This window comes from Acinetobacter sp. UBA2063, from assembly GCF_002333245.1.
GTDB lineage: Bacteria > Pseudomonadota > Gammaproteobacteria > Pseudomonadales > Moraxellaceae > Acinetobacter > Acinetobacter parvus.
In genome coordinates this window covers 837-14,543 of record NZ_DDAH01000129.1, presented here as the reverse complement: position 1 = coordinate 14,543, position 13,707 = coordinate 837, and the positions used below count along the sequence as shown (strand labels likewise).

Annotated in this window: 15 protein-coding genes; 12 read left to right on the top strand and 3 right to left on the bottom strand. The window is 41.4% G+C overall.

Annotation, left to right across the window (positions count from 1 at the left end; all coding sequences use genetic code 11):
• The coding region (locus tag B4H32_RS05975) for a hypothetical protein (RefSeq protein ID WP_286800888.1) at positions 1–182 on the top strand (182 nt) is incomplete at its 5' end.
• Between the two features lie 549 nt (positions 183–731).
• Positions 732–2,006, top strand: coding sequence for a citrate synthase (gene gltA / locus B4H32_RS05970; RefSeq protein WP_004674939.1), 1,275 nt, complete (start codon positions 732–734; stop codon positions 2,004–2,006).
• 55 nt (positions 2,007–2,061) lie between these two features.
• On the opposite strand, the gene B4H32_RS05965 is transcribed toward gltA, so the two are convergent.
• Positions 2,062–2,553 carry a DUF1289 domain-containing protein gene (locus B4H32_RS05965; protein ID WP_004674940.1) on the bottom strand — a complete coding sequence of 164 codons (492 nt, stop codon included), beginning with the start codon at positions 2,551–2,553 and terminating at the stop codon, positions 2,062–2,064.
• A gap of 110 nt (positions 2,554–2,663) precedes the next feature.
• On the opposite strand from B4H32_RS05965, the gene B4H32_RS05960 reads away from it, so the two are divergent.
• The 3 genes from B4H32_RS05960 to tmpT all read left to right on the top strand — a co-directional run bounded on the left by B4H32_RS05960 (position 2,664) and on the right by tmpT (position 5,026).
• A complete protein-coding gene (locus tag B4H32_RS05960) occupies positions 2,664–3,596 on the top strand; it encodes a rhodanese-related sulfurtransferase (RefSeq protein WP_004681509.1) in 933 nt (310 codons plus the stop codon).
• Positions 3,597–3,738: 142 nt separating this feature from the next.
• The gene (locus tag B4H32_RS05955) at positions 3,739–4,347 is read left to right on the top strand and encodes a DedA family protein (protein ID WP_026040019.1); all 609 of its coding nucleotides are present in this window, start codon (positions 3,739–3,741) and stop codon (positions 4,345–4,347) included.
• Between the two features lie 49 nt (positions 4,348–4,396).
• Complete coding sequence (gene tmpT / locus B4H32_RS05950) at positions 4,397–5,026, top strand: thiopurine S-methyltransferase (protein WP_286800887.1); 630 nt, start codon at positions 4,397–4,399, stop codon at positions 5,024–5,026.
• 93 nt (positions 5,027–5,119) lie between these two features.
• On the opposite strand, the gene B4H32_RS05945 is transcribed toward tmpT, so the two are convergent.
• Both B4H32_RS05945 and B4H32_RS05940 read right to left on the bottom strand, forming a co-directional pair.
• Complete coding sequence (locus B4H32_RS05945) at positions 5,120–5,644, bottom strand: YecA family protein (protein ID WP_286800886.1); 525 nt, start codon at positions 5,642–5,644, stop codon at positions 5,120–5,122.
• A gap of 71 nt (positions 5,645–5,715) precedes the next feature.
• Positions 5,716–5,919, bottom strand: a complete 204-nt coding sequence (locus B4H32_RS05940) for a PA3496 family putative envelope integrity protein (protein ID WP_004681516.1) — start codon at positions 5,917–5,919, stop codon at positions 5,716–5,718.
• A gap of 349 nt (positions 5,920–6,268) precedes the next feature.
• Here B4H32_RS05940 and rpoD point away from each other — a divergent pair, with 349 nt between their 5' ends.
• From rpoD to B4H32_RS05905, 7 genes are all read left to right on the top strand, one after another.
• A complete protein-coding gene (rpoD, locus tag B4H32_RS05935; RefSeq protein ID WP_286800885.1) occupies positions 6,269–8,152 on the top strand; it encodes an RNA polymerase sigma factor RpoD in 1,884 nt (627 codons plus the stop codon).
• Between the two features lie 136 nt (positions 8,153–8,288).
• The gene (locus tag B4H32_RS05930) at positions 8,289–8,576 is read left to right on the top strand and encodes a YbeD family protein (protein ID WP_004681518.1); all 288 of its coding nucleotides are present in this window, start codon (positions 8,289–8,291) and stop codon (positions 8,574–8,576) included.
• Positions 8,577–8,705: 129 nt separating this feature from the next.
• Positions 8,706–9,452, top strand: a complete 747-nt coding sequence (locus tag B4H32_RS05925) for a hypothetical protein (RefSeq protein ID WP_004681520.1) — start codon at positions 8,706–8,708, stop codon at positions 9,450–9,452.
• Positions 9,439–10,095 (top strand): lipoyl(octanoyl) transferase LipB, encoded by a 657-nt coding sequence (lipB, locus tag B4H32_RS05920; RefSeq protein ID WP_004908409.1) that lies wholly within the window; start codon positions 9,439–9,441, stop codon positions 10,093–10,095. Before B4H32_RS05925 ends, lipB begins: the two co-directional genes overlap by 14 nt.
• A gap of 81 nt (positions 10,096–10,176) precedes the next feature.
• On the top strand, positions 10,177–10,710 hold the full coding sequence (locus tag B4H32_RS05915; RefSeq protein WP_286800884.1) for a hypothetical protein: 534 nt from the start codon (positions 10,177–10,179) through the stop codon (positions 10,708–10,710).
• 1 nt (position 10,711) lies between these two features.
• On the top strand, positions 10,712–11,896 hold the full coding sequence (locus B4H32_RS05910; RefSeq protein WP_004681523.1) for an iron-containing alcohol dehydrogenase: 1,185 nt from the start codon (positions 10,712–10,714) through the stop codon (positions 11,894–11,896).
• Between the two features lie 252 nt (positions 11,897–12,148).
• The gene (locus tag B4H32_RS05905; RefSeq protein ID WP_004764017.1) at positions 12,149–13,558 is read left to right on the top strand and encodes an APC family permease; all 1,410 of its coding nucleotides are present in this window, start codon (positions 12,149–12,151) and stop codon (positions 13,556–13,558) included.
• The last annotated feature ends 149 nt before the right edge of the window (positions 13,559–13,707 follow it).

Genomic DNA, 13,707 nt, shown 5'->3' with positions numbered 1-13,707 from the left:
ATAAGAATCATTCACACAAACAATATTTCCCAGATAAATTAAATTTCTGGCGAAATTATTCTATCCATTTGTTTTATAAAAACAAAAATATAAAACTTTTTTTTATGAATAGTTTCAAGCTGGAAAAAATCACCATTATTTATTTCAAAAAAAATATGTTTTTCTCAGTAAAACCCCATTAAATGAGTCGGTTTTAAGCATAGTCATAAATAATACCCCTCATTTATATCTTAAATACAATTAACCACTAATCTATTATTCAGGCCTAATCCATATAAATACATCGATTTATTTTTAATCAATCAATCGCACCATAATGAACCAATTATCCCGTTATATGTCAGCCTTTAAACTGTTTTTTGAACTATTATTTAACGCGAGACCATGAGATATATAGGTTTTTGCTGAGCTAAGCCCTTAATTTTACAGGCATCAAAATATCACCAGAGTAAAAATTTACTTACAATTGTACTGGTGCTTCATTTTTTTTATGCACCTGAAACATGATTTGACATATTATACTCGACCGATGCTGTGAATTTACTCAATTTTTTCTTTGATACTGAATGACTAAGTTGACTGTAGAAATGTCATTTTTTATCCCTAAGTATAATTGACAAAATTTTAGTAGCCACTAATCTTATAGCAAATTTTGACACCGTCTGATTCGCACATGACAAGATTAGGATTTCGAGTCAGATAATCATTCACCAGGACAGGAGATCTATTGAATGTCTGCAGCAACTGGCAAAAAAGCCGTATTACAGCTTGATGGCAAAGAAATTGAATTACCAATTTACAGCGGCACATTGGGCCCAGATGTAATTGACGTTAAAGATGTATTGGCATCTGGTCATTTTACTTTCGATCCTGGTTTTATGGCGACAGCTGCTTGCGAATCTAAGATCACATTCATTGATGGTGACAAAGGTGTGTTATTGCACCGTGGTTATCCAATTGATCAATTAGCGACTCAAGCAGACTACCTCGAAACTTGCTATTTACTATTAAATGGCGAGCTTCCAAATGCTGAACAAAAGGCAGAATTTGACGCTAAAGTACGCAACCACACCATGGTTCACGATCAGGTAAGCCGTTTCTTCAATGGTTTCCGTCGTGACGCTCACCCAATGGCTATAATGGTTGGTGTTGTTGGTGCGTTGTCTGCGTTCTATCACAATGGCTTGGATATCGAAGATATCAACCACCGTGAAATCACTGCAATTCGTCTTATCGCGAAAATTCCTACGCTTGCAGCGTGGAGCTACAAATACACGATCGGACAGCCATTCATTTACCCACGTAACGACCTAAACTATGCAGAAAACTTCCTGCATATGATGTTTGCTACGCCTGCGGATCGTGACTATAAGGTTAATCCGATTTTGTCTAAAGCAATGGACCGTATCTTCACGCTTCATGCTGACCACGAACAAAATGCGTCTACATCTACTGTTCGTCTTGCTGGTTCTACTGGTGCAAACCCATATGCATGTATCTCTTCAGGTATTTCTGCACTTTGGGGACCATCACATGGTGGTGCAAACGAAGCTGTACTGAAAATGCTGGCTGAAATCGGTAGCGTTGAAAACGTTGCTGAATTTATGGAAAAAGTAAAACGCAAAGAAGCGAAGCTTATGGGCTTTGGTCACCGTGTTTACAAAAACTTTGACCCACGTGCCAAAGTGATGAAAGAAACCTGTGATGAAGTGCTTGGTGCATTGGGTATCAATGATCCACAACTTGCGCTTGCAATGGAACTTGAGCGCATTGCGCTTAGCGACCCATACTTCATTGAACGTAAACTTTATCCAAACGTAGATTTCTACTCAGGCATCATCTTAAAAGCGATTGGTATCCCTGTTGATATGTTTACAGTTATTTTTGCATTAGGTCGTACTGTTGGCTGGATCAGCCACTGGTTAGAAATGCACGCTTCCCCATATAAAATTGGCCGTCCTCGCCAGCTTTATACAGGTGAAAAACAACGTGACATCAAACGTTAATTTTTAAGAAATTAATGTGAAAAAGCTGCCAAATGGCAGCTTTTTTTATTGCTTTCTAAAGCTCATCCTCTTCCAGGGCACGCAACAAGTTTGTACTGATCCCATCGGCACGCAGCCAGGCCAGTTCATAGCTTGCCTTGGCTAAAGCCAACACACGTCGTTCAAACTCATCCCAGATCAGCTTTACCTGTGTGTGGGAAATTCCAAGTCCACTTTCCTGTGCCAAATGCTTATTTTTCTCACAGATTTTTAAAGCATGATACAGCTTACGTCCAGCACTTGCGCTTTCCAGAATACGAATGTGCTTAGCATGGATAAAGCCCTCGACATGCTGGAGACTGGCATTGGGCAACAATGGCACCAGAATCTGGTCCAGTTGTGCATCCAAACGCTTCCAGACCACCAACCGCTGTTCAGGCGTATAGGTGTTCCACTGGATCACCTCATGATTAAAACGGCGGCATCCACGACACACCAGATCACCAAATACCGTTGAACAACGCCCTGCGCATGGGGTCAGTGATGGGATTCGACAATCATTACTCAAAACTTATTCCTCTAAAACCATATTAATTTTATGGTTTTCTCGCTTATTTTCAAATTTCACGCTAAAATATGCGCCTTGTTTTTCCTATCTTAATACATTTGGAGTTATCCATGAACGCTACTGTAGAACAGCTTGCACCTGTAGAACAGCAAGCGACCAATAATTGGGTTGTTGCGGCACTATATCAATTTAAAGAAGTTGCGGATGCGGCCGATCTGCAAAAACGTCTTCTGGACTTAGTGAATGGCATCAATTTATGTGGAACTCTGATTGTCGCTTCTGAAGGAATTAATGGTACTGTTGCTGGCGACCGTGCAGCAATTGACACGGTTCACCAATTCCTATTGAACGAAGGCTTTAGCGCAATGGAATATAAGGAGTCTACCAGCTCTGAAAAACCATTCCGCAAGATGAAGATTAAGCTGAAGAATGAAATCGTTACCCTGGGTGTGGAGGTTAAGCCACGTGACCTGGTTGGTCATTATCTTGATCCAAAGGAATGGAACGAGCTGATTAGCCGCGATGACGTGATTCTGGTGGATACTCGCAACGACTACGAATATAAGGCAGGTACATTCAAGGGCGCAATTGATCCTAAAACAGAAACATTCCGTGAATTTCCTGAATATGTAAAACAAAACCTTGAACAGCACAAAGACAAGAAAATCGCCATGTTCTGTACAGGGGGTATCCGCTGTGAAAAATCCACTTCCCTGTTGTTACAGGAAGGCTTTAGTGAGGTTTACCACCTAAAGGGCGGTATCCTTAAATATCTGGAAGAAACACCTGCCGAGGAAAGCCTTTGGGAAGGTGAATGTTTTGTATTTGATGGCCGTACTGCCGTGACACACGGGGTTGAGGAAGGCGAGAACATCAAGTGTCATGCATGCGGCTGGCCTTTAACCAAAGAAGAAGCGGAATTGCCAAACTATGAGCATGGTGTTTCCTGTGTTTTCTGTATTGATAAAACCACAGAGAAACAGAAAGAGGGTTTCCGTATGCGTCAATCGCAAATTGCAGCAGCAAAACGTAAACGCCTATAAAAATTAAAAAAACTGAAAGCCATAGTTCTACTATGGCTTTTTTATGATAACAATAAAAATGATGTAACGATTAGACCATTGAGCTTCATGATTAACCATCCTATGCTAAAAACAATAATCAAATGAACTATATATGGGTATTATGGGACTTGAAGAATGGGTCTTGGCAGTCATGGAAAAGCTTGGATATTTAGGCATCGCTTTTTTGATGTTCCTAGATAACATTTTTCCTCCTATTCCCTCTGAAATTATTATGCCCTCTGCGGGTTATACCGCCTCCAAGGGGGATTTGAGCTTAATTGGCGTTATCATTGCTGGAAGCGCAGGTTCACTGATCGCGGCGATGATCCTTTATTGGATTGGTCGTAAAATTCCTGAACAGCGTTTATTCAGTTTTATAGAGCATTACGGCAAATTCCTTAGAATCAAGGTTACCGACCTTGAAAAGGCCTTGGGCTGGTTCAACCAGCATGGGCATAAAATCGTTTTCTTTGGCCGTATGATTCCAGCAGTACGCTCGCTGATTAGTATCCCCGCTGGAATGAGCAAGATGCCTTTTGGCAAGTTTATGGCTTACAGCGCATTCGGAACCATCATCTGGACAACATTCCTGGCATTTTTAGGCTATCACCTCAGTGAAGATCAGGCCCTAATGTCTTTAATTATGCAACGGGCTAGCTATATTATTTTGGCAATTGTCATACTTTACATCATTTGGAAAATGGCTAAAAAATTTGGGCAGAAAACATAAAAAAGACAAAGACTTATCCTTTATTATTCATCTAAGTTAAGGAAAAACCATGCAGCATGAGTTTTGGCATCAAAAATGGCAAAAAAATGAGATTGGCTTTCATCTCAACCAGCCTCACCCACTACTGGTTAAATATACGGGTTCCTTAAATCTCTCTCCAAATAGCCGTATTTTTATCCCACTCTGCGGTAAAAGTTTAGACATACATTGGCTTTTAGGTGAGGGCTATCATGTAGTGGCAATTGACCTGAGTCCAATTGCCATTCAGGACTTAATCTCAACACTTAGACTTTCCTTTACCGAAACTCGGACTGGAAATCTTAGTCATTTTCACCATCCACAAATTGACCTATTTGTCGGTGATTTTTTTGAATTGACGGTTGAACAGACAGGAAAGATTGATGCGATTTATGATCGGGCAACCTTGGTCGCCCTGCCAGAAGAAATGCGAAGCCAATATGTCCAGCATCTCATTCAGATTGGTGGTGAAGCATCGCAATTACTGATTAGCTTTGAGTATGATCAATCCATGATGGCTGGTCCGCCTTTTTCCATTTCCACCCAACAGCTTCAAGACTACTATTCCAGTGAATACAACATACAGCCACTCGATAGCCAAACTGAACTGCTCAAAGGAAAAGTGAATGCCCAGGAAAAAATTTGGCTGCTAAAGAAATAACCCTATCCCAAAATAAAAAACGTCCATAAGGACGTTTAAATACTTAACCTGGCGTATATATGAGCCGCTATCATTGCGGCCTCAAACCTATCCTCAAGCTGGTGTATGGTACATGAGATAAATCTCATTAAGATTATCTGGAATTTCCTCAGCCAGTTCATCCATCAACTGACCATTGCGACGGAAAGACTCCATTTGCGGATCTTCCTCATCAATGCCACTAAACACCATGATCGGCAAAGTCAAATCAACCAGTTGTTCTTCATATTCTGGCGTAAACCAGGCATCTTCGTTCAGGAACATGGCATCAACGAAACCGACGCTCCAGTCACCTAAACTTGAATCCACATCAGCCTCTTCAATTTCAAATGGAAACTCAATTCCATTTTCATTGGCCAAATCCTGACGGATGGATTCCAGCCAGGCTTTAATCTGTTCGATGATCTCACTCGGAACTTTCTTTTGATTGCTCTCGAACAGCTCATCCAGCCAACGATCAAACTTTGGGCCAACGGCAATAGCGCACAAAAAGCCATGAGTCGCCGCAAAATCTAAACCATATTCGTTTTGGTCACCGTCAAGATAATTACTTAAAAACTCTAAATCCAGGGTACTCATTTTTTATCCAGCTCTAAAGTTACATTTTCGACAGCATAACATTTTCAGACACAAAGTCTCAGCAATTTTGCCTAGTCTTCGTCATCGAGGTCATCATCGTCGAAATCGTAGTCAAAATCTTTTAATTCTCGTTCTAAACGACGCTGAGCCAACAGATCATCAATCAAACGGCGTTTTTCCAATGATTCCTTGGCACTGATTTTTCCTGATGATTCATCAAAACCAACATCATCGCCGTAGTTATCATCATCTAATTCAAAATCTGTAGAAGACACGAAGTACCTCTTATACGAAAAATATAAATGGGTCTAGCCGCTATTTATCTGTCTCAAACCACCTTGTCAAGTTTTATTTTATTTTTTTGCTATAAATCGGTGATTTGTACTTTTTTTCGGCGGTTTTTTTGTGTAATTATAATCTCAGGACAATACCAATCAAAAAAGTTCCGCAAAAAGGATGGACTGCTTGAAAAATTATGACACACCCCCATATTCAAGAAACACACGTGAAATCAATACTATTTTTTATTTAAAGCAAACGGATCAAATCCAAAACATTCCTCGTGAATTGTGCTATCATGCACGGTTTTTCACCGCCACAGATTCAACAAAAGAGTAAGCAAAGATGAGCGATATGCATTCCCCTACTTCGCAAGTAGCGGCTCTGATTAGCCGAGGCAAAGAACAAGGTTACTTAACTTACGCTGAGGTTAACGATCATCTACCAGACTCGATTACAGAAAGTGAGCAGATTGAAGATATTATTCAAATGCTCCAAGACGTCGGTATTCCAGTGCATGAACGCGCACCAGAAACTGATGACACTATGTTTGGTGAATCGACTGAAGCAGCGGATGAAGTTGCTGAAGAAGAAGCTGCTGCCGTATTAGCATCGGTTGAAAGTGAGCCAGGTCGTACTACAGATCCAGTACGTATGTACATGCGTGAAATGGGTACGGTTGAACTTCTAACCCGTGAAGGCGAGATTAGCATTGCGAAACGTATCGAAGAAGGTATTCGTGATGTTTTACATTCGATTGCTTACTGGCCAAATGCCGTCGAAGTGGTTTTACAAGAATATAATGACTTTCTAACTGGTGAGCGTCGTCTTGCCGATATTCTCTCAGGCTATTTAGATCCTGAAACCGATGAGGATATTCCTGAAGTTCTTGAAGAAGAAACGGAGCTTGAGGAAGATAAAAACGCGACTTCTGCCACCAAGGAAGTCAAGCTTGATGATGATGACGAAGAGGAAGAGTCTGAGGGCGATGATGATTCTGAAGGTGATTCAGGTCCAGACCCTGAGGTTGCAAAAATTCGTTTCTCTGAATTAGAAACTGCCTGGAAACAAACCAAATCCATCATTGAAAAACATGGTCGCAATAGTGATGAGGCAAAAGCTGCACTAGAGTCTTTGGCTGCCGTGTTCATGATGTTCAAATTTACACCTCGCCTGTTTGACATCATTTCAGAAATGATTCGTGGTACTCATGAGCAAATCCGTGCCAATGAACGTGAAATCATGCGTTATGCGGTGCGTCGTGGCCGCATGGACCGTAACCAGTTCCGTATGACGTTCCCAGAACAGGAATCAAACCCAGCCTGGCTGGATGAGCAGATTGCCAAGGCACCTGCTGAAATCAAGGGCCATCTGGAAAAAGTACGCCCAGATGTGTTGGCATTCCAGCAAAAGATTGCTGATATTGAAAAAGAACTGGATTTAAACGTTAAGGATATCAAGGATATTTCCAAGCGTATGGCGGTTGGTGAAGCGAAAGCCCGCCGTGCCAAAAAAGAGATGGTTGAGGCCAACCTACGTTTGGTGATCTCGATTGCGAAGAAATATACCAACCGCGGCTTGCAGTTCCTTGACCTGATTCAGGAAGGCAACATCGGTTTGATGAAAGCGGTGGACAAGTTTGAATACCGTCGTGGTTACAAGTTCTCGACCTATGCCACTTGGTGGATCCGTCAAGCGATTACCCGTTCGATTGCGGATCAGGCGCGTACCATTCGTATTCCAGTACACATGATTGAAACCATCAACAAGATCAATCGTGTTTCCCGCCAGTTGCTTCAGGAAATGGGCCGTGAGCCGACCCCTGAAGAGTTGGGCGAACGTCTGGAAATGGATGAGGTTAAAGTCCGTAAGGTGCTGAAAATCGCTAAAGAACCGATTTCAATGGAAACACCGATTGGTGATGATGAAGATTCGCATCTTGGTGACTTTATTGAGGACTCAAACATCACTTCTCCAGTGGATGCCGCGACCTCAGAAGGCTTAAAGGAAGCGACCCGTGAAGTGCTTGAGAACCTGACTGAACGTGAAGCGAAAGTGTTGAAAATGCGTTTTGGTATTGATATGCCAACCGACCATACCTTAGAGGAAGTGGGCAAGCAGTTTGACGTGACGCGTGAGCGTATTCGTCAGATTGAGGCGAAAGCTCTGCGTAAACTACGTCATCCATCTCGTTCAGAGCACCTACGTTCATTCCTTGAAAATGACTGATGCTTAGGGACATCCTGTATCAAGAGCGCAACAATGCTTTGGTGCAGGGCTTGAAGTTAAACACTTCGCCTCCATTTACCTAGTTAGAACATAAGCGCCTGCACTGATGCAGGCGTTTCAAATTAAGAGGTTACTCATGGTAGACCGCACTCCATCTCGCGAATTGCAAGAACATCTTTGGGTTTTCCCGATGGACTATCCAATCAAGTTGATCGGTAATGCTGGGGATGAACTTCGAGTGGCTGTTGTAGATATTTTACAAAAGCACTTTCCTGAATTCGATGGTGCTACAGTAAAAGTACAACCTTCACGTACAGGAAAATACCATTCTTTAACTGCGCAGCTGCGCTTTGAGGAATTAGAACAAGTTCATGCACTATATGCTGATCTTGCTGCCTGTCCATTAATTAAGACAACGCTATAATCAAGGAATCCAAAATGCGAAAGTGTTTTGGATTTTTTATGTGTGCAAATAAAACTTCTGATCAGTTAAACCATTCATAACACTTCTATATTATTCTTTCTTTTTCGATTTATGATTGCGAAATAGCTGATGAAAACGCAACGAATTTTACTATCATTATTTACGGTATTTATCTCATCTATCAGTGATGCGAAAACAGCAACTTTTTCTTGGCAAAATGAGCTGTGTGAATATAAAGGAGTTTATGACACCAATAAATTCACAGTTAAACAATTAAATGACACGATTAAAATGATGCAATCACGTCATTCGACACAATTAAATAGTAAATCTTATGCCTTCCACCCAGATGACATTGCTAAGATCAATTTAATTGCAATTCAAGAAGAATACAAAGTACAGAAGAAAGCATTAAATAATCTACACCCCTTGCTTATTAAAGAATTTCAGCAACTCAAAAATGATCTTATTCAAAATCTAGATCAGGAATACCAACATAATTATTTGACAGCTCTCGCATTTACACAGCCTACGAAGTTACTCACTTCGACTTTCGCACCACAATGCTTAAACCAAGCCAAGGCTTTAAATGCACAAGATAAGCTATCACTGATTAACAATGCCAAACTTTCTCTGCAACGTGAAAATCAATTAGAGTTAAAATTAGGTAATGATCCACAATTTCTCATGAAACGCAGCCAAGATTTTGATATTAAATTAAAAAGCAAAAATGCAGTTCAATATGCCCAGATTCAACTCATTCGTGAATGGTCGAATTGCGCAAATCCACATGAAACGACAAACGATCAGTTAGAGCAGATTTTCCGCAAAAAAGTATTTATTCAATCAAAGGAAGTTTATTGTGACGAACCTTGATAAACCATCCTTAATCATTCGATGTTTTCAGGATCTACAAGATTACACGACACGATTTGAAGCGATGAAAGATTTTACAACTCATCGTGATGAAACAACACCTGATGAGCTTTGGCTACTCCAACATCAAGATGTTCTAACTCAAGGACAAGCAGGTAAACCAGAACATATTCTCATGCATACTCAACTTCCTGTTGTGCATACAGATCGTGGTGGTCAAGTGACGTGGCATGGTAAAGGACAATTGGTTGCCTACTTCCTGTTTGATCTTAATCGTTTGAAATGGCATGTCAGAACGTTAGTTAGCTTCGCTGAACAAGCGATGATCGATTTACTCAAGAAATACGAAATCAATGCTTATGCCAAACCAGATGCCCCAGGAGTCTATGTTGATGGACGTAAGATAGGGTCTTTAGGTTTTAAAATTAGAAGAGGAAGGAGTTATCACGGGCTTGCGCTAAATATTGATTGTGATCTAAGTGGTTTTCAAACCATTAATCCTTGTGGATACGCAGGTTTAGAAATGGTACGCTTACAAGACTTGCTTGAAGATTATCCAAATTTCGAGCAGCTCTGTAATGATTTCGTTGAATATTTTAAAAATGCAGATTTGTTTAATGACCTTGAAGTCAAATCTGAATAAATTACTTTTAAAATCTAGAGAAATAAATTAGAGTAAATACTCTAAATTTGCTTTTGCATAATTTTAACAAGGGATACGCAAGTGATTTCGACCAAAGCAGTGAAGCCCACTTTGCAATTTGCCTACGTAAAACTCATGATGGACGTTGTTGGTCGTGGTTTAGTAATGGCAAGCCAAGTGGACAGTGAAGTTCAAGAGGAAGTTTCTAAATTTCCTGTGGGCTTTATACTCTCGATGAATGTTTTTCCAAATGGACCTGCATTTGTTGCCCGAGTAACAGAAGAAAAACAGTTAGAGCTTCTCTCTAACTACAAAGGCAAGCCTGACTTAACCATCACGTTCAAGCATCTTACCCATGCATTTCTGGTTTTCTCGTTTCAGGAGAGTACTGCCCAAGCATTTGCCAATGACCGCATGATTGCCGATGGTGATGTATCCAGTGCAATCCGTCTTGTGCGTTGCCTGAACAAGATGGAAGCGTTGATCCTGCCTAAGCTGATCGCCAACCTTGCAGTCAAGCGTTATCCAGTTGAATTAACATTAAAAGAAAAATTCACTGGCGCAAAAAATATCTATCTCAAAGTCGCAAAATCATACTTTAAACGGAGCGCATAACATGGCTAAGCCTTATTACGAATTTTTCTGTCCTGTAAAGGTAATTGCTGGTAACGCTGCGTTAGAGCATATTCCGTTTGAGCTTGCAACTCTGGGCGCAAAACGCCCAATGATCATTACCGATAAAGGTGTACGCGCCAACGGTTTACTTGGCCCAATCGAGGCGGCATTCAGCACCACTGATGCCGTGATTGGTGCAATCTTTGATGACGTTCCACCAGATTCAAGCCTGGAAGTGGTACGCCAGGCAGCGGAACTTTACCGTAAGCAAAACTGTGATGCGATTATTGCGATTGGCGGCGGTTCAGTGATTGACACCTCCAAGGCAACCAACATCCTTGTGTCTGAAGGTGGCAATGACCTGCTTCAATACTCTGGTGCTCATAATCTTCCAAAACCATTAAAGCCATTCTTCGTAATTCCAACCACGTCTGGTACAGGCTCAGAAGCAACGATGGTCGCCGTGGTATCTGATACTCAACGTAATGTAAAACTCGCATTTGCATCATATTATCTTATGCCCCATGCAGCGATTCTTGATCCACGCATGACCCAGACTTTGCCACCACACTTAACCGCAATGACTGGAATGGATGCACTCACGCACTGTGTTGAGGCATACACCTGTTTAGCAGCGAATCCATTAAGTGATGCATATGCAAGTGCTGGTATCAAGAAGATCAGTGAAAACCTGTTCAAGGTACTGGACAACCCAAGTGATGCCCAAGGCCGTTTAGAGTTGGCACAGGCTTCGACCATGGCAGGTATTGCATTCTCCAACTCAATGGTTGGTCTGGTTCACTCACTTGGCCATGCCTTGGGTGCGGTGGCTCACCTGCCCCACGGTTTATGCATGAACCTATTCCTGCCATATGTGCTTGAATATAATAAAGAGATCAATGGCGACAAGATTGGTGAATTATTACTGCCACTTGCAGGTGCAGACATTTATGCACAAACACCTGCCAGCCAGCGTGCAGATAAAGCGATTGCAACTATTTTAACCATGCGTGACCGCCTATTCAGCCTCACCAAGCTACCACGTACCCTGCGTGAAACAGGTAAGGTAACTGAAGCACAGCTGGATGAAGTGGCCGAGAAAGCGTTAAATGATGGTTCTATTATTTACAATCCTAAAGAGGCCAATTTGCAGGAACTACGTGCAATTCTACAAAAAGCCTGGTAATTCATTTATTTAGATAAATAATTATCATTAATAAGCCCTGATCTGAACCAATGATCGGGGCTTTTTTCATTTCAATGAATTTTTATTCATCTGTTTCTCTGCACAACTGGCAAAAAAATTGCTAAAAAAAGCGTAAAAGTACTGACAATGTTTATCAATTTACGATAGATTGGCGAACTTCTTTTTTCTATAGGGGGGATCGTTTTCGTCTCAAACGATCCTTAAACCATAGCTGATCCTTGATCAACGATTATGAGGATAACGCCGTTGACAAATATCTCTGGGACTCCATCGGTAGCTAAGCTGCAAAAAACGCTAGGTCTCTGGCACATTATCATTATTGGCTTAGCCTACATTCAGCCCATGACTTTGTTTGACACTTTCGGACTGGTATCGAAAGAAAGTCATCATCATGTTCCGACCTCCTATATTGTTGCCCTAATTGCAATTTTATTCACGTCGATCAGTTATGGTCACATGATTCGTCGTTACCCATCATCAGGGTCGGCTTATACCTATGCACAAAAATCCATCCATCCCAACGTGGGCTTTATGGTGGGCTGGTCATCTTGGCTGGATTATTTGCTGTCACCAATGGTCAATATCATTCTGGCAGGCATCTATCTTGACGCATTATTCCCGAATGTAAACCACTGGGTCTGGGTGATTGTTCTGACCGCCTTTATGACTGGCATCAACTTACGTGGCGCACGTTTTGTGGCGAACTTTAACAGCCTGATTGTCCTCGTCCAGCTTATCGTGATTGCTGTATTCACCTATCTGGTCTATAGCAAACTACAGATGGGATATAACGCCGAAGGTCCAATTACTGCAGAAACACGTTACCAACTCTGGAGCCTGGAGCCATTCTGGAACGACCTGACTTCTGTAGGCGCATTGATTACAGGTGCAACCCTGCTGTGCTTCTCGTTTACGGGTTTTGACTCGCTCAGCTCACTGGCGGAAGAAACCAAGGATACTGAAAAGACGCTGCCTAAAGCGATTTTCCTGACTGCATTATTTGCAGGTATTGTGTTTATTATCAGTACCTACTTTATGCAAATCTACTTCCCGAATGATCCTAAAACTTATTTTGAGGACGTCGCCGCAACCCAGCCTGACATCCTGTTACTGGTGGGTGGTTCATTATTCCAGTCCTATGTGCTTGCCTTTGCGATTGTGACGGTCATGGCATCAGGGATTTCTGCCCATGCAGGTGTATCACGCTTAATGTATGTGATGGGTCGTGATGGGGTCATCAACAAGAAAATCTTTGGCCATATCAGCCCGAAAACCTTTACCCCATCTTATAACATTCTGATTGTTGGATTGGTGGCATTAAGTGCAGGTTTTATGAGTCTGGATGTAGTGATTTCCATGATCAGTTTTGGTGCCCTGATTGCGTTTACTTTCGTGAACCTGTCCGTAATTTCACGTTATGCCTTACGTGATGGCCGAACCAAGAACTTCAAGGACATTGTGAGCTTTGTGATTATTCCACTCTTGGGCTTTCTCAGCGTTTTTGCCATGTGGCTTGAAATTGAAGACACGGCATTGAAATATGGCTTATGGTGGGCAATGTTCGGTATTTTATACCTTGGTTATAAAACCAAAGGCTTTAAATACAATGCCCCTCAACATAATGAGTTTGATGATCGTTAAACTGGTTAAAATAGAAAAGGCGCTCAATGCGCCTTTTCTATTAATTTTAAAAAAGTTTGAAACAATTTCAATGTCATATATAGTCAAATCATTATAAAACCAATACAAATCAGTCGATGAATTATTTCGAGTTTTTTTCGAATCCTGTA

Bases quoted from the DNA above. Each gene is read 5' to 3' on its own strand.
- gltA (WP_004674939.1), top strand. From the start codon at position 732: ATGTCTGCAGCAACTGGCAAAAAAGCCGTATTACAGCTTGATGGCAAA.
- B4H32_RS05960 (WP_004681509.1), top strand. From the start codon at position 2,664: ATGAACGCTACTGTAGAACAGCTTGCACCTGTAGAACAGCAAGCGACC.
- B4H32_RS05955 (WP_026040019.1), top strand. From the start codon at position 3,739: ATGGGACTTGAAGAATGGGTCTTGGCAGTCATGGAAAAGCTTGGATAT.
- tmpT (WP_286800887.1), top strand. From the start codon at position 4,397: ATGCAGCATGAGTTTTGGCATCAAAAATGGCAAAAAAATGAGATTGGC.
- B4H32_RS05945 (WP_286800886.1), bottom strand. From the start codon at position 5,644: ATGAGTACCCTGGATTTAGAGTTTTTAAGTAATTATCTTGACGGTGAC.
- rpoD (WP_286800885.1), top strand. From the start codon at position 6,269: ATGAGCGATATGCATTCCCCTACTTCGCAAGTAGCGGCTCTGATTAGC.
- B4H32_RS05930 (WP_004681518.1), top strand. From the start codon at position 8,289: ATGGTAGACCGCACTCCATCTCGCGAATTGCAAGAACATCTTTGGGTT.
- B4H32_RS05925 (WP_004681520.1), top strand. From the start codon at position 8,706: ATGAAAACGCAACGAATTTTACTATCATTATTTACGGTATTTATCTCA.
- B4H32_RS05910 (WP_004681523.1), top strand. From the start codon at position 10,712: ATGGCTAAGCCTTATTACGAATTTTTCTGTCCTGTAAAGGTAATTGCT.
- B4H32_RS05905 (WP_004764017.1), top strand. From the start codon at position 12,149: ATGAGGATAACGCCGTTGACAAATATCTCTGGGACTCCATCGGTAGCT.